Genomic DNA, 21,607 nt, shown 5'->3' with positions numbered 1-21,607 from the left:
AAGTGCAGCCGACTAGATAGCCGCCAGTGCCGCGGCCAGATCCTGCTTCAGATCCTCTACGTCCTCGAGGCCAACGGAGAGGCGCAAGAAACCGTCAGAGAGTCCGATGGCTGCGCGGCCTTCCGGACCCATAGCGCGGTGCGTGGTAGTGGCCGGGTGCGTGATGAGTGATTTGGTATCGCCAAGGTTATTGGAAATATCGATGATGGATAGGGAATTGAGCAGCGCAAAGGCAGCATCCTTTCGGGTGCCGTTGGCGGGTTCGGCCAGCTCGAACGTCAACACGGTACCGCCAGCCTTCATCTGCTTCTTGGCCAGCTCGTACTGTGGGTGTGAGGGGAGATGCGGGTACAGCACGCGTGCTACCTGCGGTGCTGATTCTAGGAATTTGCCCAGTGCCAGTGCGTTGTTGCAGGAATGTGTCACGCGCAGATTCATGGTTTCCAGGCCTTTGGTCAGCACCCAAGCATTGAAGGCAGACAATGCCGGCCCCGTGTGGCGCATCAGGTTTTTGACCGGTCCATCGATGAATTCCTTGGTGCCCAAGATGGCGCCGCCCAGCACCCGGCCCTGACCGTCAATGTGCTTGGTGCCCGAGTACACAATGATGTCCGCACCAAAGTCGCCGCACTTTTGCAACAGGGGAGTGGCGAAGACGTTGTCCGCCACCACTTGCGCGCCCGCCGCATGGGCTAGATCGCACACGGCCTGAACATCCACAATTTCCTGCATGGGGTTGGATGGGGATTCAAAGAAGACGGCCGTGGTGGGCACACTCAACGCCTCGCGCCACTGATCCAGATCCGGTCCGTCAACGAACACCGTCTCCACACCCCAGCGCGGGAGCAGCTCATTCAGTATCACAAAGCAGGAGCCGAACAGTGAGCGCGACGCCACCACCCGGTCCCCGGCACCCAACAAGGCACCCAAAGCGGTGAATACGGCGGACATGCCGGACGCCGTCGCAAAGCACGCTTCTTTGCCTTCGAGTAGCCGCAACCGTTCCTGAAACGTGGCCACGGACGGGTTGCCGTACCGCGAGTACACAAAACGGTCCACTTCTCCGGTGAAGGACGCCTCGGCGGCCTCGGCGGATTCGTACACAAAGCCGGAGTTCAGAAACAGGGCCTCGGAGGTCTCTTGGAAGTTGGTGCGGTCAAGCCCGCCGCGCACGGCAGCCGTGTCCGGGGACCAGGTGGCTGCGTGCTCGTTAAAGTTGCTCAATTACTTGTCCTTGGCATTCGCTGGTGAGTGAGGAGGCTGGATGCTGGCATGCGATGGCACAGTGCAGACGCGCGGGACGCGGCGTTCCGCATGCCGCGTTCCGAGGAAAGGCGTTAGTGCCAGGGTAGATTGCGGTTTTTCCAACCGTTCAGGACACGGTCGCCGAAGCGGTCGGGTTGACCCTCGAATCCCTCGAGTACGTTGTACGCCGTGTAGCCGGCCGCAGTTGCTGCCTCGGCCGCCGCGATGGATCGGACGCCCGAACGGCACAGCAAAACCAGCGGCTTCTCGGCGGGCACTGCGGCCTGTAGCTGTTCCAGGAACTGGGGGTTGTTGGTGCCGTCAGACAGATTCCACTGGATGAAGACCGGTTCGGAGTTCAGCGCGGAAACGTCGGGGACGCCAATATGCGTCCATTCACCTTCGGTGCGCACATCCACCAGGGTGGCTCCGGCAGCTAGGTGTTCCCAAGCTGTTGCCGGGGCCAGATCCCCTGCGTAGCTCACGCGATGCCCTCGCCGTCGAACTCCAGCTCGGCGTCCAGATCGTGCACTGCGTTAGCCACGGCGGCGTCGCTACTGGCAACTGCCTGGGGGAGGATCACGGCCTGGGCGCAGATCACGTTCGTGCCATTAAAGGTGACGGCCGGCCCTCCGTGAAGCACATAGCCTTCGTCGAGGGCTGCTGAGATGCGCTCGCAGAAGGAGCGATCGTCGGGACCGGTGATGAGCCGGTAGGCCAGGGGTGATTCGTCCGCGGACATGTTCTCTCCTCATTGCAAGTGGCCGCAAGGCTGCAAGCGAGAGCTGAGGACGGTGCTCAAAAAATTTGGACATTGAGTTACCGCACCGGGGTTCGCGCTTGCAAACTTCAGCCGTGGAAGCTGGGTTTGCCGAGTAGTCACCTGAGGCACCCCGCCGGAAAGAGGGTTGCCGGCCAGCAAGTCAGGGCTTGACACTGGCACTCATTACTCCCTTTGAAACTAACACATCCACCGCCCCTTGGGACCCTAAGAAGTGCATGTATGGCGCAAAATGACGGCAGCACTACAGACGCGCAGCCCATGAGCTGACAGTATGAATCCATGAGCCTCAGCCGCGCCTTCATCGCCGTCCGTTTCCTCTTTGGCGCGGTGACCTTGGTCGCCGTGGGAATCCAGCTGGGCATTCACATTGGCCACGGCTTCAGCGTGCTGAACTTCTTCAGCTATTTCACCAACCTCTCCAATATTTTTGCCGCCGTGGTGCTGGTGGTGGAGTCGGTGCTGAGCTGGCGCGGCAAGGATCTGGGACCCGCGTGGGCGCTGTTGCGCTGCATTTCCGTGGTGTGCATGGCGTTGGTGGGAATCGTCTTCAGCGCCCTGCTGCGCGATGTGGATTTGGGTTCGCTCCTGCCCTGGATCAACACGTGGCTGCACTATGTGATGCCTGTGGCGATCGTGGCCGACTGGCTCATCACCCCGCCGCGCCACCCCATCGCCTACAAACGCGTGCTCGTCGCCATCGCGTTCCCGCTGGCGTATTTGGCGTATTCGATCATTCGCGGCGCGGCCATCACCTGGTACGCCTACCCCTTCCTCAACCCGTCCGACGGCGGATATGGTCCCGTCCTGCTGACTTGCCTCATCATCGCCGTGGCCTTCGTGGCCATGACATTTCTGATCATGTGGTTGGGTAATTGGCTGAGCGGGCGCTCGGCCCGGCGGGCAGTGGCAGCTTCTGCGGTTTAACTCGGCAGTTAGAGGGTCTGTGCGAGAAGCCCTGAAAGTTCCGCTGTCAACTCCGAACGGATCTCCGGCGTGCCAATCTCTTGGCCGTCAATGGTGTTAACGGGAGCCAACAGACGCAGGCTGGAAATCAACCACACGGCATCGGCATCCAGCAGATCAGCCGGAGTAACAGGCCCGTAACCCAGCTCCCAGCCTGCGGCTTTTGCGGCTGCAAAGAGGGCGCCTTGCGTGGTGCCGGGCAGGATTCCGGTGTCCAGATGGGGCGTGATGAGTCGCTTGACTGGCACGCCGGAGTCGTCGGAGATGTGTGCCAAAAGTACCGACGACGTCGGCCCTTCCAGTACGAGCTGGTCGCCGCTGGTAAAGATCACGTCATCGGCGCCTTGGCTATGGGCGTGGCGCAAGGCCGCCATATTGACGGCGTAGGAAAGGGTTTTGGCGCCCATCAGTAGCCACGGTGCGCGGGCAGAAATGTCGCTGTCGTAGCCGCGCTCCAGTAGTAGGACGTCCAAGCCCTTGGCGCGTTGTGCGGCCAGTGCGAGCGAGACTGGGCTGACCGTAACCCAGGCTGTGGGGGAGTTGGCGCCCTCGGGCCCGCGGGTGACGACCAGCTTCACCACACATTGACCTGGCTCGCCGGTAGCGGCGGCATCGCTGACGGAGTAAGCCGTGAGCGCCGTCGTGATGGCGGCTTGCCACAGCTCCGCAGCCGGAATCTCCAAGTCCATGGTGCGGGCGGATGTGGCGAGCCGGTCAAGATGAGCTTGAATTTTGCGAGTTGCGCCGTCCACGGCCAGCATCGATTCGAAGATGCCATCGCCGCGGGTGACGCCCTGGTCCGTGGCCAGAATGCTCGGCTGGGCGGGATCTGCCAGCCTGCCGTGCGGATGGGCGGGGTCTAGGAACACCAAAACAGTCATGGTGTCGAGCATATCCCCACCCGCTCCCCAACCATCGTTCCTCGGCCGGGGCCCCTCGCCTTAGTGCGGCCGGAACTCTAGAACTTGAGGTCCTCCCATTCGAAGCGGCTCACGGTGCCGTTCTCCCAGTCCTGACGCAGGATTGAGTAAGCGATCGAGGCAAGATGTCCGCCGTCGCTGGTGGGCCAGGCCAAACGGTAGTGGGCTTCCTTGACGAATCCTGCGCGGAGGAAAGTCTTGCGCATGGCGATGTTGTCTTCTCTGGTTTGGCCCTCGAAGCGTCGAGTGTTCGGCATGGCGTGAAAAACCAAATCACAGAGTGCCCGGAGCACGGGAACCCCCAAGCCTTGGCCGCGATGGGATTCCTCTAGGCGCAGATCGAAAAGCGGGGTGTCGTCTTCTTGCAAATCCTCAAGCGCCGCCATGCCGATCTGGTTTTCGTCCTGAGTGACCCAATAGCCCTGGGTGTCCTCATTCCAGAAGCGGCCCTTCGCAATCCCCGCCCGTACGTCCGGTGCATGCGGCGCTGCCTGAACATGGAAGGGGAAACGGTTGCGCGCCAGAAAACTGACGACGTCTTCAGCGTCTGCGGGCGTCATTGGAACAAAGTTTATGGACATTCACTCACCCGATCCACCGAGTTGGATCTCGCCCCAGGAAAGCACCTCTAGTGGGGGTATATGACATTTTCGGCGTTGAGAAGATCCAGATAGGCGCCCTTGACGAGCGCACTTTCATCGATTCCGAATGCAGCAATAAGTCGGTGAGCTTCGGCAACGGCGGCGTCAGATGTCAATGCGTCTTGGAGCGTGACTTCAAGTTCTAGGAATTCACCGAGGCCATCAACACGGTCCAGATGCACCCTTGTTTGGCCAACGCCGAACACCATGCGGTGCTTCCGCACACGTCCAACCTCACCATAGGCAACAGCCAGAACCGATCTCAGCCCGTCTGGATCTGACGTTTCAGAATGAACGTAGAAGGACGGCTTCGGCCCGAGTTCGTCTTCCCTGCGGTAGTAGATCAGCACGCCACGCCCATCAGACAGAACCCGAAGTTTTAGCCTCCCGTTCGGACAACTGAAAAAAGTATCGTCCTGTACAAGCTGTTCGGGTTCCCCGCCAGCCATGGCAGCGACAACGGGGACCAACCTTTCGAGACTGTCCACACGGGCTTTGATTTCGATGTTTGTCGGCATGATTCCACTCAACCACGGAGCTGTTGTGAAGAAGGGATCTGGGGTGCTCCATCAGTGAACTGGTCGATTCTCGATCCTTCTCGGATAGCGGTACCGCGCCACAGCGAAACGGCGGCACCCGGCGTGTGCCGAGTGCCGCCGTCGTACTTGGAAAACTAACTGAGCCTAGCCAGCACAGACTTGCCGAAGGTGAAGGCGCGGATCAAGCCCACCACGCCCAGCACAATCAGCATGATCGCGGTGATGAGCAGCAACCATGCAGCGGTCCAACCGGGAACTGCCAGCACCACGACGCCAGCGATGACGCTCAGTGCGCCGAAGACGATGGCCCACAGGCGGCTGGAGCTTTTGCCGGCCTCGGCCATGGCGATGATGCCTTCGATAATCCAGCCGATGCCGATCATGATGACCGTAAAGATCATTAGCGCCTCGCCCGTGGCCGCCGAATTGCGTATGGCGATGATGCCGGCGACCAGGATGAACAGACCCAGCAGCACATCCAGAATGCGTGTTCCTGCCGAAAGGCTGTGGCTGAAGATGCCGATGGCGATCTTGATTGCACCGGTGATGAGGAAGTTGATGCCCAAGATCACCGCCACGACGGCCAAGGTTTTTGTGGGCCAGACAAGGAGGATGACGCCCAGAATCAAGGCCGCGGCGCCGCTGACGCCAAACGCGATTCGAAGGCCCTTGATGGCCGCGGCCGTGAGCTTGTGGGGGTCAAGTGCGAAGGAGTCAAAAGTGACTTGGGGGCTGCTAGGAATACTCACGGCATTAGTCCTTGGTTTCTTAGTGAAATTACAAGCCAGCTTATCCGGATAGCAGTGTCCCGTACTCGATGTGTCGGGACGTTTTACAGAGCGCTGCGACAGGAGCATTTGCCTATAGGCTGTTGTCATTTGTAGTTGCCGTGAGGTCGCGGCTGACGCGCTGGCGAAAAAAGGGGATGACTGGATGATCTGGACAGCATTTAGTTTTCCAACCGGCAGCATCTGGCTTACGTCGCTGCTGATGCTCGCTGACTTGGTGATTCGTGTTGTCATGCTCGGCATCATCCCCGGTAATCGCCGCCCTACCACCGCCATGGCCTGGCTGCTGTGCATTTTCTTCCTGCCCTACATTGGCTTGGTCCTCTTCCTCATGTTTGGCAACTTCCGACTCTCACGACGGCGTCGGGAGAAGCAGGATGACGTTAACCGTCAAGTGGTGGAAGGGACCAAAGAAATTGCAGAACTGGTCCCGGAATATGAGGGCCCGGCCTGGGTGAAATCGGCTATTGAGTTGAACCGTAATCTCGGTTCCTTCCCGGCTCTGGGGGCTAATTCTGTCCGGCTCATTGAGGGCTATCAGGAGTCGCTTGACGCGATGGCTGATGATGTCAGCAAGGCCGTTCACTACGTTAATGCCGAGTTTTACATTATGAGCTCGGATCACTGCACCGACCGGCTCTTCTCGGAGCTTGAAGCTGCTGCAGCGCGGGGTGTTCGAGTGCGAGTGCTGTTTGACCATATTGGCTCGGCACGAGTCCCCGGCTATCGAGGGATGGTTCGACGGCTCAAGGCCAGCCAGATTGAATGGCGCCGCATGTTGCCGCTGTTACCCGTCAAGGGTCAATGGCGCAGACCCGACTTGCGCAACCACCGCAAGATCCTGGTGGTCGATGGGCGTGTGGGGTACACCGGTTCACAGAACGTCGTTGAGCCCTCCTATCGCAAAAAGAAGAACCGCAAGATTGGGCGCGAATGGGTAGAGCTCATGTCCCGTCTGGAGGGCCCTATTGTGGGAACCCTCAATGTCATGTTCTCCACGGACTGGTCCTCCGAGACCGAAGAAAGCCTGCTGGATCAGCTGGCCACCCACCATTGGGATTCCTACGCCGACGGTTCGCTCTGCCAGGTGGTTCCCAGTGGTCCGGGGTTTGTCACCGAGAACAACCTGCGCTTGTTTAACACCCTGCTCTACTCGGCTGAAGAGTGCATCACCATCTCCAGCCCGTATTTTGTGCCGGACGATTCACTGCTATACGCCATCACCACCGCCGCTCAACGGGGCGTTGTTGTTGAGCTGTTTGTTTCCGAAGTAGGGGATCAGTTCCTGGTCCACCATGCCCAGCGTTCCTACTACGAGGCGTTGTTGAAAGCCGGGGTGCGGATCTATTTGTATCCCAAGCCGTTTGTGCTGCATGCCAAGCACTTCACTGTGGACTCTGACGTGGCCGTGATCGGTTCCTCCAATATGGACATGCGTAGTTTCTCCCTCAACCTTGAAGTCACTGTCATGATGATCGACAGCGACGTGGTCAAGCGGATGCATGAAGTGGAGGATCACTACCGCGCCATCTCCCGAGAACTGCAACTCGATGAATGGATGAACCGTCCGGTGCTGGCCCGCTACGTGGACAACGTGGCCCGATTGACCGCCACGATTCAGTAGCACCTTCGGCGGATTTTACGGTTAGCTAGGCGCTAATCGTAAAATCGTGCAATTCAGTCCGGGAAGTTGGAGCCCAGCGTGGACAAAACACCGTGCGCCTTGGCCTGAATCTCATCCCATTCGGCATCGTCCTCGGAGTCGGCCGTGATGGCGCCGCCGATCCCCAACGAAAGGTGCGTGCCGCCGTCGTCCGTGTCTTGGAAAACCAGGGTGCGGATCACCACGGATAAATCGGTGGCCGCATTGAGCGAAAAGTAACCGATGGCGCCAGAATAAATGCCGCGCGGGCCGGCTTCAAGATCGTCCAGGATGGCCATGGTGCTGATTTTCGGGGCGCCCGTCATGGACCCGGCGGGGAAGGCGGCGGCCACGGCCTGCGCGCGCGAATTGCCCGGTGCCAGCTGCGCCTCGATGGTGCTGACCATCTGATGCACGGTGGCGTAACTTTCGATCGCACACAGCCGCGGCACGGTCAACGAATTCGGCAGAGCGAAGCGCGAGAGGTCGTTGCGGAGCAGGTCCACGATCATCACATTCTCCGCCCGGTCCTTGAGCGAGGTGAGTAGATCCTGTTTGAGCGCGGCGTCGGCGGCCGGGTCACTGTCGCGGCGCCGGGTCCCCTTGATCGGTTCGGCCCGCATCAAACCGTCGGCATCAATACGGAGGAAACGTTCAGGGGACGTGCTGCAAATACTCAATCTGCCTAGGCGCAAAAATGCCGCAAACGGCGCCGGATTGCGCTTTCTCAACGCCTGATACGTTGTCCAGGAATCGAGCCGTTGCGGCAGCGCCGACTCCAGCGTGGTTGTCAGGCAGACCTCGTAGGAGTTGCCCTCGTAGATCTGGGCCTGCGCTGCCGCGATCATGTCCTTATACCGGTGCTCGCCGTCCCGAGCCGTGAAAACGGGCGCGCCACTGTGGATGCTCGACGCCGGGAGGTTGGCTGGTGCGGTGGGTGTAGCGGGGTGGGAAGCGGCGTGCGTAGTGCGAACCGCTTCCCGGACAGAGGCGAGAAAGCTGGCCGCTTCGGCGACGGCGCCGGGCTGATGCGGGCCGGTCAAGGTCAAGACGTACAGGCAATCGTCGTGGTGGTCCAGAACTACGGCGCGGCCAGCAAAGAGCAGCATGGCGTCAGGCAGGGAATCCGTGGTGTGCGCAGCCGTCCCACCGGTTTCGGCTTTGAGCTCATAGCCCAGATAGCCTAGCCAGCCGAGCGTGAAATCGCCGGGGTAATGCTGTGGTGCCCGGACAGCTTTCCGGCCCCACACCGAATCGAGCCAGTTGAAGAAGGGTCCGCGGATGCGGGTAGTGAGTTGCCCGGCAGTCACAGTGGTGACGTCATTTTCGTGGCGGGCCAGCTGCCCAAAACGGCCTAAGTCATCGGCCATGATGGAGAACCTAGATCTGGCCGCTGCTGGATCCTTACCGACGGGGCCGGGTCCGTCCAAGGCGGCCCCTATGGTTTCTACGCTTGCAGGCTCCTCGTTTGCGTCGATCCGGGCAATGGAACTATCGAGCCACACTGCGTTCCGGGACTGCCCGTACACTGTGTGAAACAGCTCCTCAACGGGAGGCAGGCCCTCAATGCGGACGGCGGAAAATTCCAGTCCGCGGCGCCGAGCCAGTTCGGGTCCCAGCACATGTTCCATGGCAGGGAGCTGGGTGAGAGCGTCGAGGACGGGGGCCGGGGCATTGGCAACACCGTTACTGCCATCGACCACGATGTCGGCCGTTGCGCTAGCCACGGCAGCGGCGTCCGTGCCACCGGTATTGCCAAGTAGCCGATCCTCCTGCGCGGCCCAGCTGTCCCAGAAAGGAGCGTACGTTTCGCCGTCACGTTCCAGCGCCCGCATTTTTCGGGCCTCGCTGGGGGCATCCACCCAAATAATCGCATCCAAGAAGTCGGCAGCCCGCCCATGCGAGGAACCCACACCTTCGACAATGACCACCGGGGCAACGGCGGTGGTCCGGGAGGCGCCGTCGTGCTTTGCCTCCCAATCCCACGCGGTCCACGTAGCGGGGAGGCCTTGATGAAGGGGCTGCAAAACGGAATCAATATAGCGTTCCACGCCACCTGCGAGGCCGTCCCAACCAGGGTAGATGTCCTCGAGGTGGAACAACGACACAGCGCGGTGACGGCGCAATAGGGCTGCCAATTCAACAGCAACAGTGGTTTTTCCTGCACCGGAACGGCCGTCCACTGCGATGATGACCGGCCTAGCCACGGGCGTGCGCCACAATGCCGGAGAGTGCTGCGGAGATCAGGTCCCAGCTGACGTCAAAGTCCTTGGCGTCGCCGTACCAAGGATCGTAAATTCCTTGCTGCTTGGGTTCGGCATGGGCAACTTCGGGGTCAAAGGAACGCAACATGCGCACTTTGTCAGCGGCCGCCGCGTTCGGGGCCAAGGCACGTAAGTCCTCGTAGTGGTCAATATCCAGCGCCAGAATCAGGTCGCGTTCGGCATACCAAGCCGGGTTGAATGTGCGTGCTGTGTGGCCTGTGGCCTCGATCCCGTGGCGGGCCAAGACAGCTAAAGCTCGCGGATCCATGGGGTTCCCCACCTCCCACGCCGAGGTTCCCGCAGAGTCCACTTCAACGTTCAGGCCGGCCTGCGCAGCAGCATGCGACACCATGAATTCAGCCATGGGGGAGCGGCAAATATTGCCTGTGCAGACGGTGAGGATCCGGTACGGGGTGGTCATTGAATCAGTCTATCGGCGTAGTGCTTTGGAGCAGGCGCGCGGTGCTGTCGGGCCGTCGGGCTGCCGGGCTGCCGGTTCCGCTGTCCAGCGTCAGTGGTGCTAGACCAGTGCCAACAAGATACCCACAACGATAAACAAGATGCCGAAGATCCGGTTCAGGATCAACTGTCCGCGCGGGCTGGTGGTGAGGTGTTTGAGCTGCTTGGCCCCCGCGGCAAAGATGAACCACATGACGACGATGTCAATGGCCACCACCGTGGCTGTCAAGATCACGTACTGGGGCAGCAGTGGCTCGGCGGGACGGATGAACTGGGGCATGAACGCCAAAAAGAAAACAATCGCCTTCGGATTCAGCAGATTGACCCACAAGCCGCGGCGGAACATCGAGAAACCAGACTCCACCGTGGCAGTTTCGCCCCCTGCATCGGCCTTTTCTGGCTTTGCCAGTAGCTTCCGGATGCCCAAATACACCAGATATGCGGCGCCACCATAGCGAATCAGCATGAACAGGAATGGGGAGTTGGAGACGATGATGCCCACGCCTGCTGCCACGATGACCACGTGGATCACGAGAGCCAGCTGCTGGCCCAAAATGCCCCAAAAGGAGCGGCGGAAACCGCTGGTGAGCGCATTGGACATAGTGTTGATGGCGCCTGCGCCCGGGGTCAGGGAAATCATGGCGCCGGCGCCGGCAAGGGCCAGCCAAAGAGAGAATTGCACCCGCTCATCTTACGTGCCATGGGCAGCGAGCCCGCCCGCTTGCGGCTATCGAACGGGATATGACACATCCGGCGCGAGCCCCCGCCGTCGAGGTTCCTCCCAGAAGTGGCAACTATGATGAAGCAAATGAGCGCTCCCAGCCAACGATTCGGTCTCAGCCGCCGCCATTTTCTCCAACTGTCCACCTTGGGACTTGGTGTGGGCGCGATGGCCGCACTCGCAGGGTGTGGCGGCCCGACCGGCCGGAAGCCTCTGGACACCGCGGGTCAGATTGATTTCCGCAACCCGCTGCACGTCCCGCCGCTCGCGAAGTCGGAACTCAAGGGTGGCCAGCGCGTTTTTGACCTCGTGACACAAGCCGGTCAAACGGAGATCGTGCCCGGCGGGAAAGCCGATACCTGGGGAGTCAACGGGGCATTTTTGGGGCCGACGCTGCGAGTGCGCCGCGGCGAGGAGATTCGCCTCAATGTCAGCAACGAACTCGACGAGCCCACCACCTTGCACTGGCACGGCATGCGCCTACCCGCTGCGGCCGACGGCGGTCCGCACCAAATGGTTGAACCAGGCAAGTCATGGTCCCCTTCATGGACCATCGACCAGCCCGCGGCGACCCTCTGGTACCACCCGCATCCGCACGGTCAGACGGAACGGCACGTCTACAAGGGGATCGGCGGCATGTTCATTATCGACGACGACGAAGAGGCTGCCCTGGCGCTGCCGCGCGACTACGGCGTGGACGACATCCCGGTCATTGTCCAGGACAAGACGTTCAACGACGTCGGGCAGCTCGTTGAGACAGGCCGGATCGGCGTCGGCATGTTGGGCAGCACGGTGTTGGTCAACGGCACCGCGGCTCCCATGTTGGATGTGGTGGCGGAGCACACGCGCCTGCGCCTGCTCAATGCCTCGAGCGCTCGCAGTTACAACTTCGGCTTCTCCGATGACCGCACATTCACCATGATCGGCAGCGACGGCGGCCTCCTGGCGGCGCCCGTGCCGCTGACCCGCCTCATGCTCACCCCGGGCGAACGAGCCGAAATCATTGTCGCGTCGGTTCCCGGGGAAACCGTGTCGCTGCGTTCGTTCCCGCAGGACCTTGGCGTTTCGGAGACGCGCGCCGCAGAGTCCGGCTCCCTGGACACCTTGGACATCCTCGAGCTCAAGGCGGCTTCCGTGCTGAAGCCTTCCGCCCCGATTCCTGCCAAGCTGGCCGAGGTGGTGTACCCGGATCCCGCCCTGGCCGGGGACATGGAGATGTTCCAGCTCGGTGACAACGTCATCAACAGCAAGCACATGGACATGGACCGGATCGACCTGGAGGTCAAGGCCGGGTCAACGCAGGCCTGGACCGTGTTCAACGCCCACAACCAGCCGCACAACTTCCACATCCACGACGTGCAGTTCCAGATTCTCACCGTGGACAACCAGCCGCCCCCGCCGGAACTCGCAGGCTGGAAGGACACCGTCTACGTGCCACCGGGCGTGACCGTCCGGCTGCTCATGCAGTTCGGCGAACTCACCGACCCCGTGATCCCCTACATGTTCCACTGCCACCTGCTCTGGCACGAAGACATGGGCATGATGGGCCAGTTCCTGGTGGTGGACGCCTAGCTTGCCGCGCCCAATGTGTGGCTATGCGCGGGGCTCAGTCGGGTTCAGGCGCGGGCGATGATTTCCCCGTTGGGCATGATGAACCAGCCGTCCTCGCTGGCACCCCAGTCCCGCCAGCCTGCCGAGATTCGCTCTAGAGATTCCGTGTTGGCTAGCCCGTAGCTCACGGCTTGTTCGGCAAATGCCGAATCTACTGTGCGGTCCGCCCAGACGCCCGCCAACCAGGCCCGCTGCTCCGGTGTCGCGTAGAGCCAGTTAGCGGACGACGGCGTGACATCCGTAAATCCCGCAGCTTGCGCCCAGTGCAACAACCGTCGCCCGGCGTCGGGTTCCGCCCGATTGTGCCTCGCCACCTGCTGGTACAAGTCCATCCACTCGTCCATTTCGGGTCGTTTCGGATACCAAAACATGCCGTGAAAATCGGCGTCCCGTACGGCCACGATGCCGCCCGGTTTTGCCACGCGTCGCATCTCCTTGAGGGCGGCCACCGGATGCGTCAGATGTTGCAAAACTTGGTGGGCGTGCACAACGTCGAAGCTGTCATCGGGAAAGTTGAGAGCGTAGACATCGCCCGCCTCAAAGCTCAAGTTCGCCAACTGCTGATCCCGGGCCAACACCGTTGCTGCTGCCACGACTTCCGGAGAACGGTCAAGGCCCAACACCGCACCGGGTGCTACCAGCCGGGCGAAATCTGCCGTAATCGTGCCGGGACCCGAGCCCACATCGAGCACTCGCAGCCCAGCAGTGAGGTGCGGGATCAGGTAGGGGGCCGAATTTTCAGCAGTCCGCGACGTGTGGGACCGCAGCACGCTTTCGTGATGGCCGTGCGTGTAGACATCCCCGGATGCTGGCTCTTTAGTCATAAAGGGGAGCGTACGCCTCGGGCCGCGCCGTCCACCAGAGCTGTCCAACTCTGGAGTTGCGTACCGTTTGTCAGTAACCATGCGCCACTTCTGGAGCTGCGCGTGGTTGTAATGTAACCGCGCGCGGCTTCAGGGGACGGGTGCCGCAAGACCCGGCCATCCGGCGTCGTGCCTGTTCGCCCAGCGTGAAAGTTGAGCCATGTGCGCTCAACTCTATTTGACATGGAAACGAGTCTGAGTAAAGTTGAGTGCAGAACGCTCAATACCGCTGGTTGAGCGACCCCGCCACCTTGGTGGAACTGTTCGCAGCGGCTCATGAAAGGAACCACTTATGTCACGTGCCGTAGGTATTGACCTCGGAACCACCAACTCTGTTGTATCCGTCTTGGAAGGTGGCGAGCCCACCGTTATCGCCAACGCTGAAGGCGGTCGCACCACCCCCTCAGTTGTTGCCTTCTCCAAGACCGGCGAAGTTCTGGTTGGCGAAATCGCCAAGCGCCAGGCCGTCAACAACATCGACCGCACCATCGCTTCCGTCAAGCGCCACATGGGCACCGACTGGACCGTAGCGATCGACGACAAGAAGTACACGGCGCAGGAAATCTCCGCCCGTACCTTGATGAAGCTCAAGAACGACGCCGAAGCTTACCTGGGCGAAAAGGTCACCGACGCTGTTATCACCGTCCCGGCCTACTTCAACGACGCTGAGCGTCAGGCCACCAAGGAAGCCGGCGAAATCGCAGGCTTGAACGTGCTGCGTATTGTCAACGAGCCCACCGCTGCCGCTCTGGCTTACGGTCTGGAAAAGGGTAAGGAAGACGAACTCATCCTGGTATTCGACCTCGGTGGCGGAACGTTCGACGTTTCCCTGCTCGAAGTCGGCAAGGACGAGGACGAGTTCTCCACCATCCAGGTGCGCGCAACCTACGGCGACAACCGCCTCGGCGGCGACGACTGGGATCAGCGCATCGTTGACTTCCTGTTGAACCAGCTCAAGGTCAAGGGCATCGACCTGTCCAAGGACAAGATCGCCCTGCAGCGTCTGAAGGAATCTGCTGAGCAGGCCAAGAAGGAACTCTCCTCGGCTACCAGCACCAACATCTCGCTGCAGTACCTCTCTGTTACCGCTGACGGCCCGGTTCACTTGGACGAGCAGCTGACCCGCGCCAAGCTCCAGGACCTGACCAAGGACCTGCTCGAGCGCACCAAGAAGCCGTTCAACGACGTCATCAAGGAAGCCGGTATCAAGGTTTCTGACATCGACCACATCGTGCTCGTCGGTGGCTCCACCCGTATGCCGGCCGTCGTGGAACTGGTCAAGGAATTGGCTGGCGGCAAGGAGCCCAACAAGGGCGTCAACCCGGATGAAGTTGTTGCCGTAGGTGCTGCACTGCAGGCTGGCGTGTTGAAGGGTGAGCGCAAGGACGTTCTGCTCATCGATGTCACCCCGCTGTCCTTGGGTATCGAAACCAAGGGTGGTGTGATGACCAACCTGATCGAGCGCAACACGGCTATCCCCACCAAGCGTTCCGAGACCTTCACCACCGCTGATGACAACCAGCCCTCGGTTGCCATCCAGGTCTTCCAGGGTGAGCGTCAGTTCACTCGCGACAACAAGCCGCTGGGCACGTTCGAGCTGACCGGTATTGCTCCGGCTCCGCGCGGCGTCCCGCAGGTTGAGGTCACCTTCGACATCGATGCCAACGGTATTGTGCACGTGTCCGCCAAGGACAAGGGCACCGGCGTCGAGCAGTCCATGACCATCACGGGCGGCTCCTCGCTGTCCAAGGATGACATTGAGCGCATGGTTCGCGAAGCTGAAGAGCACGCAGCCGAGGACAAGGAACGCCGCGAGGCAGCAGATCTGCGCAACTCCGCAGAGCAGCTGCACTACTCGGTTGACAAGGTTCTGGCCGACAACGATGACAAGCTCTCCGACGAGGTCAAGAACCCCGTCAAGGAAGATGTCACCGCTCTGAAGACCGCTCTTGCAGGCGACGACGACGCAGCCGTAAAGACCGCGTTCGAGAAGCTGCAGGCTTCACAGTCTTCACTGGGCGAGGCCATCTACGCCGCAGCCCAGGCTGAGGGTGCAACGGCCGACGCCGGTGCTTCCGAAGGTGCCGCATCTTCCGAGAGCGCTCCTGAAGAAGACATCGTTGATGCTGAGATCATCGACGAAGACGCAGACGAGAAGAAGTAAGCATGTCTGAGTCCGTAAACCCCGAAGAGGTCCCAGAGAACGAGTCTGTCGATCCCGCCAACCCGGTGGGTAAGCCCAACGAGACCCGCGGCGAGACCGAAGGCGACGCGCTCTCTCAGGCCGAAGAGATCCTCAACGGTGTTGAGGTTCCGGCCGAGGAGTCCGTGGCTCAGGGTAGCGATGCCGCCGAGGCTGCCGAGTTGAAGAATGACCTTCTTCGCTTGCAGGCCGAGTACGTCAACTACCGTAAGCGGGTTGAGCGTGACCGCGCCGTTGCCGGCCAGATGGCTGTTATCGGTGTCCTGAACTCGCTGCTTCCAGTTTTGGATGACATCGATGCCGGGCGTGCTCACGGCGATATCGTCGAAGGCCCGTTTGCAGCCATCGCCACCAAGCTGGAAACTGCTTTGGCCACCTATGGTCTAGAGAAGGTCGACGCCGTTGGTGTCGCCTTTGACCCGACCGTTCACGAGGCGCTGATTCAGCAGCCTTCGGCCGATGTTGAAATTGACACGGTCAGCCAGGTCCTGCGCAACGGTTACAAGTCCGGCGATCGCATTCTGCGTGCCGCACAGGTAATCGTGGCAGTTCCGGAGTAGCAAACCCCTAGTGGTCGAGCCTGTCGAGGCCAGTGGTCTCGGCAGGCTCGACACTTGGGATTAACCCACAAACTTTAGAAAGGAGACGTCTTGGCAAGTCAGGACTGGGCAGAGAAAGACTTCTACAAGATTCTTGGGGTATCCAAGGATGCTTCCGAAGCCGATATCAAAAAGGCCTACCGAAAGCTGGCCCGCAAGTACCACCCGGATACAAACTCCGGGGACCCGCAGGCGGAAAAGACCTTCAAGGACGTCTCCGAAGCGTACTCCGTGCTCTCCAGCAAGGACGACCGCGAGCAGTACGACGCCATCCGCGCCATGGGTGGCGGTGCCCGCTTCAGTGCCGGCGGCGCTGGCCAGGGCGGTGGCGGTTTTGAGGACGTCTTCGGTGACCTCTTCGGCGGCGGCCGTGGCGCACCCCGCGGCGGATCTCGGGGCAATCCCGGCTTTGGCGGTTCTGGTCTGCCACCGGAATTCGCGGACCTGTTCGGTGGTGGAGGCGGTTTTGGCGGCTTCCAGCCCACACCCACCAAGGGTGCGGACCGCACCGCTGCGACAAGTATTTCCTTTGGCGGTTCCATCAATGGAACCAAGATCGGTCTGCGCGAGCCCAATGGGGAAGTCATCGATGTGCGTATCCCCGCGGGCATCAAGGACGGTCAGAAGGTTCGGGTCAAGGGCAAGGGCCAGTCAGGGGCAGCCGGTCCCGGCGACTTGATGGTCACTGTCAACGTCAAGCCGCACGAATTCTTTATTCGCGACGGCAACAACATTCGCATCCACGTCCCGGTCAGCTTCCCCGAAGCTGCCCTGGGCGCAGATATTAGCGTCCCCACCTTGACCGGCGACACGGTCCGCGTCCGCGTTCCTGCCGGAACGCCGTCGGGCCGCACTTTGCGAGTCAAGGGTGCCGGCGTGCAGTCAAAGAAGGGCGACGGCGATCTGCTCGTCACGATCGACGTTGCCGTTCCGCAAAAGCTCAGTAAGGAAGCCGAAGAGGCGGTGCGTGCCTTCGCGGCAGCCACTGCCGATGGCGATCCCCGCTCAGGACTGGCAGAAAAAGCCAAGCTGTAATCCCCACCCGGCCCCACTTCATCTGGTGATCGAGCTCGATCACCAGATGATCGGCTCCACTCCACCGAAGGAAGGAAATTGCAATGATTATTGACCCGTACGCCCCGATCTTTGTGATTTCCGTGGCGGCTGAACTGGCCGATATGCATCCGCAGACCCTGCGCCAGTACGACCGTTTGGGGATCGTTAAGCCCAACCGGGCACCTGGCCGGGCCCGGCGATACTCCCAGCATGATGTCAATATGCTCCGTGAGGTCCAGCGGCTGTCCCAAGAAGGTGTTTCGCTGGAGGGCATCCGGCGGATTATGGAGTTGCAGAATCAGGTTGCCGCCTTGCGGGCCAAGGTCGTGGAGCTGAGCGAATCGCTCGAAGCTGTCACGGCTGAGATGGAATCGCGGCCACCGCGTCCCAACAGTCGGGTGTTTGCCGCGGGGCTGCTGGGTGGGGACATCGTGGCCCTAGCAAGAGGCCAACGTCCGCGCCCCCGCAGCCAAGCCATGGTGGTGTGGCGCCCGCAAGGAGTGCCCACTAAAAAGTCGATCACAGCAAAAAAGCGCTGATCAGCTAGGCCGTTCCAGGCCTGCCTGATCAGCGCTTTTCTGTGTCCGTAACAGGTAGCTGCCTGCCATCAGTCGCGGAACAAACCGGCCAGATCTGTGGCTGTCAAAGCCCCGCCGGAGAGCGAATCCCCGCTCATCACATCAGAGAACAGCTGGGATTTCTTGGCCTTGAGAGCCATGACCTTTTCCTCAATGGTGTCCTTGGCGACCAGCCTGTAGACCATCACGTTCTTCTTCTGGCCAATGCGGTGGGTACGGTCCACTGCCTGCGCCTCGGACGCCGGGTTCCACCACGGATCCAGAATGAACACGTAGTCAGCCTCGGTCAAGTTCAACCCGAAGCCACCGGCCTTCAAGCTGATGAGGAATAGCGGGGCGTCACCATTTTTGAATTCATCCACGACGGCGGCCCTATTTCGGGTGCCTCCGTCGAGATATGTGAAGTCAATGCCCTCGGCAATGAGCCGCTCCCGAACCTTGCCCAGGAAACCGGTGAACTGGCTGAAGATCAACGCGCGGTGGCCTTCCTTAACCACGTCCTCCAACTGTTCAAAGAGCACGTCCAGCTTCGAGGAGCGCACACCCGCCTGGTCTTCATCCACCAGTGACACGTCCAGGCTGAGCTGACGCAGCAGCGTCAATGACTGGAAGATGGTGAAGCGGTTCTTATTCACATCCTCCAGGAGGCCAAGAATCTTGGCCCGCTCACGTTGCAAGTGGGTCTGGTAGATCTTTTGGTGCCGTGGATTGAGCTCCACTTCCAGGATTTGTTCCTGTTTGGCGGGCAGATCTGCAATGACCTGTTCCTTGGTGCGGCGCAGCATGAGCGGTTTGACCCGTGCACGTAGCTTCGCAAGGAGTTCGGAGTCGGCATTCTTTTCAATGGGGCGCTGATAGAACTCGGCGAAGCGTTTGGGGCTGGGGAACAAGCCCGGCGCCACAATGGACAGCAACGCCCACAGTTCCATGAGGTTGTTTTCCATGGGTGTACCCGTGACGGCCAGCTTGAACGGAACCTTCAGTTTGCGTACGCACTGGTACGCCTTGGACTGATGATTCTTCACAAACTGGGCCTCATCCAGGATCAGTCCGGCAAAGGGCTGCATCGCGTATTCGGCAAAATCAATGCGGAAGAGAGCGTAGGAGGTGATGACAATGTCTGCCCCGGCAAAGAAATCCGCGGAGATCAATCCGCTCTTGGCAAAAGTTTCAGACACCGTAACTACCCTCAGTTCCGGCGCGAACTTCACGCTTTCACTAGCCCAGTTACCCACCACGGACGTAGGTGCCACCACCAGGAACGGTGATTTCAGCTCCGGGTCTTCAGCCTTGACCTGGCTGACGAGGGCCAGTGTCTGAACGGTCTTACCCAAGCCCATGTCATCGGCCAGTACCCCGCCCAGCCCAAAGCTGTAGAGGAAGTGCAGCCAGTTGAAGCCGTCTAACTGGTACGGGCGCAGTGTGGCATTGAGCCCGACAGGGGCTGGCAGCGGCTCGGGTGGGCCGCCGTCGAGCAGGCCGGAGACAGCCTTACGCCAGGCCTGCGCCTGTTCGTCCACGATGCCCAGCTGAGCCAGTTCGTCCCACAAACCAGCCTGGAAGCGGCTGATCCGTAGTTGGCCGTCCTTGTTGTCATTGAGACTGCGGGCTTCATCGATCAGGGCGCGCAGCTGGTGCAGTTCCGGGCGGTCCAAGGAGAAGTAGGCGCCACTGGGCAACAGCATGCGCGTGTTCCCGGCGGCCAAGGCGGAGAACACGGCCGCGAAGGAGACGTACTGGCCCTCCAGGGTGATCACAATGCCCAGATCAAACCAGTCCCGCTCATCGGTGGCCTTGGTGGAAATCGTGACAATGGGAGCTTCTGTGACCTCACGGTAGCTGGCAATGTCACCACTAGTCTCGACTTTAATGCCGGGCAGGGCTTGCAGCCGGGGCAGGACAGTTTCGGTGAACGTGAGTGTGTCTAAGCCGCTCAGAGCTGCAGATCCAGCCAAGGTGGGCTCGCCCCACGCGTGGTTGGCGGCCACACCCATGGCCGTAATGTCTTCCCAGGGCGTGCCGACGAGCTCCAAGATCCGTGCCTCGGCTCCGGTGTCCCGCACAGCGGTTTCACCCAGTTCGGGCCACAACGGCAATGAGGTGACCCGGGTACCTACGGGATAGTGCCACTCCCAGTGCAACCGCACGGTGTGATCGCTGCCGTATGCTGCCAACAGCGACAGTGTGGGTTCCACATAAGCCGGTAACTCCACCGAGTTGTTGGCTGAGACCACCGGTGCGGCCTGTTTGAGCTGCGGGTAAAACTGGGTCAGGAACTTATCCCTGGCCTGCTCCGGAATATGGACGGTTTCCTTGCGCAAAGCAAAATCCAGGAGCTGCGGTGAGGTGCCAGCGGGCAGCGGCGCCAACGTGAGGTTGCCGCGTACTGCTGCGGTGCGGTTGGGCGTGCTGGAAGTAGCCGTGGTGCCGGGCTCGAGCGGGTCGGAGAAGAACAGGCCGTAGACGGGAGAGCCGATCTGGCCCACCACCTCCGCGGTGACAGGTGCGCCGTCGAGCTCTATCAGCGGACCAACGTCCAAGGAGCCGGATTCACCCTGCGTGACATCGAGCTGGAGAGTGGCTTCCTGGCTGCTGACATGAATGGGGTCCCCGGAGCCCGACTGGATCAGGGCAACGCCGCTCTTGTGCGCTGTGGCGAGGAGCTGCCACAGGTTCCGGCCGGCAAAGTCGTTCAGTGACAGCCATGCCCCGGCGTTGCCGTGATTGAACTGGCGTGGGCTGTGCGATGACAAGAATTCGGTGAGCCATTCCAGCTGGGTGGGATCGTGGGCCCCACCATAAGAAAGGTAGCCCAAGGTGGCCCAGCTGACGCCTGACTTGACCCATTTGCCACGCGTTCCCATGACCACGGGACGGACGTTGAGCACCGGCTGCGAGGGCACGGTGCTGCCACGGCCCCGGTAGGAGAAACGCGGCGGCGGCACATGAAGTTCAAATTGCAGGCCCAACGCCGGGGTATCCGGACTGGGGCCGGTAGCGGCTGGCGGCAGCAGTGCCGAAAGGGCTGCTTCCCACGAATCCATGGCAGGAGCATCGGGGGCCGGAGCCGGGGCGGCCTTGCTGTCCTTAGCTTTGGCCAGCAGGGTTTCCAAGAAGGTGGGTTCCCGCGGAGCTTCCTCAGGAACAAAGAAATCGGTGAAAGAGGGGTCCTGCTCGGCTGCGGCAATCAACGCCACCACGTGCTTGCAGTTTTGCCGCACGGGGCAGTTGCAGATGCCCACGCGGCAGGCGATGACGCCGTCGTGCTCGCGGACTAACTTGGCTGTGGCCCGGTAGACCTGGGTTCCTAGGACCTTGCCGGAGAGCAGGCCGGTGGCCGGTTCTAGGACAATGCTGCTGACCCGGTCCTCGTCGGCGTAGACACGGCCGGCGGCAATGGACTTCTCGGTGAACTCGGCGATCCGCGTCATCAAACGTGAACCAGCGGAGGAGTGCGTCACGGAACTGTTCCACCTGTCGGTTGGGGGTGGCCCAAGGGCAAGAACCACATCTATCAATCCTACGCAGTATTGGCGGGCATGTTTACCCTGTTCGTCCCTGTGCCGAAAATGTGCTTGTCCGGTGAAATTCTCCGCTCTAAAAAGTACGACGGCGGTGGGCTGGGCACGTGCCCAGCCATCATCGGGATCTGCGCTTGGTTGTATGTCCGTGCCGCCACCAAGAACGAGGCCCAGTACCGGGACCTCGTGGAGGAAAAATGAATCCTGCCA

At 60.9% G+C, this 21,607-nt stretch carries 20 protein-coding genes and 1 riboswitch; of the genes, 8 read left to right on the top strand and 12 right to left on the bottom strand.

Annotation, left to right across the window (positions count from 1 at the left end):
• Positions 1 to 12: 12 nt before the first annotated feature.
• From AB0P14_RS14435 to AB0P14_RS14425, 3 genes are all read right to left on the bottom strand, one after another.
• Positions 13 to 1,224: an O-succinylhomoserine sulfhydrylase gene (locus tag AB0P14_RS14435; protein WP_363843589.1), complete on the bottom strand. Its 1,212-nt coding sequence runs from the start codon at positions 1,222 to 1,224 to the stop codon at positions 13 to 15.
• A gap of 113 nt (positions 1,225 to 1,337) precedes the next feature.
• Positions 1,338 to 1,730 (bottom strand): rhodanese-like domain-containing protein, encoded by a 393-nt coding sequence (locus AB0P14_RS14430; RefSeq protein ID WP_363843586.1) that lies wholly within the window; start codon positions 1,728 to 1,730, stop codon positions 1,338 to 1,340.
• Positions 1,727 to 1,987: a DUF1737 domain-containing protein gene (locus AB0P14_RS14425; RefSeq protein WP_363843583.1), complete on the bottom strand. Its 261-nt coding sequence runs from the start codon at positions 1,985 to 1,987 to the stop codon at positions 1,727 to 1,729. Before AB0P14_RS14425 ends, AB0P14_RS14430 begins: the two co-directional genes overlap by 4 nt.
• An 89-nt stretch (positions 1,988 to 2,076) precedes the next feature.
• Positions 2,077 to 2,196: riboswitch (SAM riboswitch) on the bottom strand.
• 112 nt (positions 2,197 to 2,308) lie between these two features.
• Here AB0P14_RS14425 and AB0P14_RS14420 point away from each other — a divergent pair.
• A complete protein-coding gene (locus AB0P14_RS14420) occupies positions 2,309 to 2,953 on the top strand; it encodes a Pr6Pr family membrane protein (RefSeq protein WP_363843580.1) in 645 nt (214 codons plus the stop codon).
• Between the two features lie 8 nt (positions 2,954 to 2,961).
• Here the strand turns inward: AB0P14_RS14420 and AB0P14_RS14415 are convergent, their stop codons facing one another.
• The 4 genes from AB0P14_RS14415 to AB0P14_RS14400 all read right to left on the bottom strand — a co-directional run bounded on the left by AB0P14_RS14415 (position 2,962) and on the right by AB0P14_RS14400 (position 5,841).
• Positions 2,962 to 3,873, bottom strand: coding sequence for an aminodeoxychorismate lyase (locus AB0P14_RS14415; protein WP_363843577.1), 912 nt, complete (start codon positions 3,871 to 3,873; stop codon positions 2,962 to 2,964).
• Between the two features lie 77 nt (positions 3,874 to 3,950).
• Complete coding sequence (locus AB0P14_RS14410) at positions 3,951 to 4,472, bottom strand: GNAT family protein (protein ID WP_363843574.1); 522 nt, start codon at positions 4,470 to 4,472, stop codon at positions 3,951 to 3,953.
• A gap of 68 nt (positions 4,473 to 4,540) precedes the next feature.
• Positions 4,541 to 5,071, bottom strand: coding sequence for a class IV adenylate cyclase (locus AB0P14_RS14405; protein WP_363843572.1), 531 nt, complete (start codon positions 5,069 to 5,071; stop codon positions 4,541 to 4,543).
• Positions 5,072 to 5,226: 155 nt separating this feature from the next.
• Positions 5,227 to 5,841 carry a DUF308 domain-containing protein gene (locus tag AB0P14_RS14400; protein WP_363843569.1) on the bottom strand — a complete coding sequence of 205 codons (615 nt, stop codon included), beginning with the start codon at positions 5,839 to 5,841 and terminating at the stop codon, positions 5,227 to 5,229.
• Positions 5,842 to 6,025: 184 nt separating this feature from the next.
• Between AB0P14_RS14400 and cls the strand changes: the two genes are divergently transcribed.
• Entirely contained in the window at positions 6,026 to 7,504 is a 1,479-nt protein-coding gene (gene cls / locus AB0P14_RS14395; protein WP_363843566.1) for a cardiolipin synthase, read from the top strand.
• A gap of 53 nt (positions 7,505 to 7,557) precedes the next feature.
• Here cls and AB0P14_RS14390 read toward each other — a convergent pair whose 3' ends face one another.
• From AB0P14_RS14390 to AB0P14_RS14380, 3 genes are all read right to left on the bottom strand, one after another.
• On the bottom strand, positions 7,558 to 9,729 hold the full coding sequence (locus AB0P14_RS14390; protein ID WP_363843563.1) for a chorismate-binding protein: 2,172 nt from the start codon (positions 9,727 to 9,729) through the stop codon (positions 7,558 to 7,560).
• Positions 9,722 to 10,207, bottom strand: coding sequence for a low molecular weight protein-tyrosine-phosphatase (locus tag AB0P14_RS14385; RefSeq protein WP_363843560.1), 486 nt, complete (start codon positions 10,205 to 10,207; stop codon positions 9,722 to 9,724). The genes AB0P14_RS14390 and AB0P14_RS14385 overlap by 8 nt, the downstream gene beginning before the upstream one ends.
• A 99-nt stretch (positions 10,208 to 10,306) precedes the next feature.
• Positions 10,307 to 10,927 (bottom strand): LysE family transporter, encoded by a 621-nt coding sequence (locus AB0P14_RS14380; protein ID WP_363843557.1) that lies wholly within the window; start codon positions 10,925 to 10,927, stop codon positions 10,307 to 10,309.
• A 126-nt stretch (positions 10,928 to 11,053) separates the two neighbouring features.
• Between AB0P14_RS14380 and AB0P14_RS14375 the strand changes: the two genes are divergently transcribed.
• Positions 11,054 to 12,538: a multicopper oxidase domain-containing protein gene (locus tag AB0P14_RS14375; protein ID WP_363843554.1), complete on the top strand. Its 1,485-nt coding sequence runs from the start codon at positions 11,054 to 11,056 to the stop codon at positions 12,536 to 12,538.
• 44 nt (positions 12,539 to 12,582) lie between these two features.
• Here AB0P14_RS14375 and AB0P14_RS14370 read toward each other — a convergent pair whose 3' ends face one another.
• Positions 12,583 to 13,401 carry a class I SAM-dependent methyltransferase gene (locus tag AB0P14_RS14370; RefSeq protein ID WP_363843551.1) on the bottom strand — a complete coding sequence of 273 codons (819 nt, stop codon included), beginning with the start codon at positions 13,399 to 13,401 and terminating at the stop codon, positions 12,583 to 12,585.
• A gap of 331 nt (positions 13,402 to 13,732) precedes the next feature.
• Between AB0P14_RS14370 and dnaK the strand changes: the two genes are divergently transcribed.
• The 4 genes from dnaK to AB0P14_RS14350 all read left to right on the top strand — a co-directional run bounded on the left by dnaK (position 13,733) and on the right by AB0P14_RS14350 (position 17,837).
• A complete protein-coding gene (dnaK, locus tag AB0P14_RS14365) occupies positions 13,733 to 15,604 on the top strand; it encodes a molecular chaperone DnaK (protein ID WP_363843548.1) in 1,872 nt (623 codons plus the stop codon).
• 2 nt (positions 15,605 to 15,606) lie between these two features.
• A complete protein-coding gene (locus tag AB0P14_RS14360; RefSeq protein WP_363843545.1) occupies positions 15,607 to 16,203 on the top strand; it encodes a nucleotide exchange factor GrpE in 597 nt (198 codons plus the stop codon).
• Between the two features lie 90 nt (positions 16,204 to 16,293).
• Positions 16,294 to 17,277 carry a DnaJ C-terminal domain-containing protein gene (locus AB0P14_RS14355; RefSeq protein ID WP_363843542.1) on the top strand — a complete coding sequence of 328 codons (984 nt, stop codon included), beginning with the start codon at positions 16,294 to 16,296 and terminating at the stop codon, positions 17,275 to 17,277.
• An 83-nt stretch (positions 17,278 to 17,360) separates the two neighbouring features.
• Entirely contained in the window at positions 17,361 to 17,837 is a 477-nt protein-coding gene (locus AB0P14_RS14350) for a helix-turn-helix transcriptional regulator (protein ID WP_363843539.1), read from the top strand.
• A 68-nt stretch (positions 17,838 to 17,905) separates the two neighbouring features.
• On the opposite strand, the gene AB0P14_RS14345 is transcribed toward AB0P14_RS14350, so the two are convergent.
• Entirely contained in the window at positions 17,906 to 21,307 is a 3,402-nt protein-coding gene (locus AB0P14_RS14345; RefSeq protein ID WP_363843956.1) for a DEAD/DEAH box helicase, read from the bottom strand.
• 108 nt (positions 21,308 to 21,415) lie between these two features.
• On the opposite strand from AB0P14_RS14345, the gene AB0P14_RS14340 reads away from it, so the two are divergent.
• Positions 21,416 to 21,598, top strand: a complete 183-nt coding sequence (locus AB0P14_RS14340) for a hypothetical protein (protein WP_363843536.1) — start codon at positions 21,416 to 21,418, stop codon at positions 21,596 to 21,598.
• Positions 21,599 to 21,607: the final 9 nt, after the last annotated feature.

Source organism: Specibacter sp. NPDC078709, assembly GCF_040686795.1.
Lineage (GTDB): Bacteria > Actinomycetota > Actinomycetes > Actinomycetales > Micrococcaceae > Specibacter.
The sequence above is the reverse complement of the archived record's forward strand: the minus strand, read 5'-3'. Positions and strand labels throughout refer to the sequence as shown.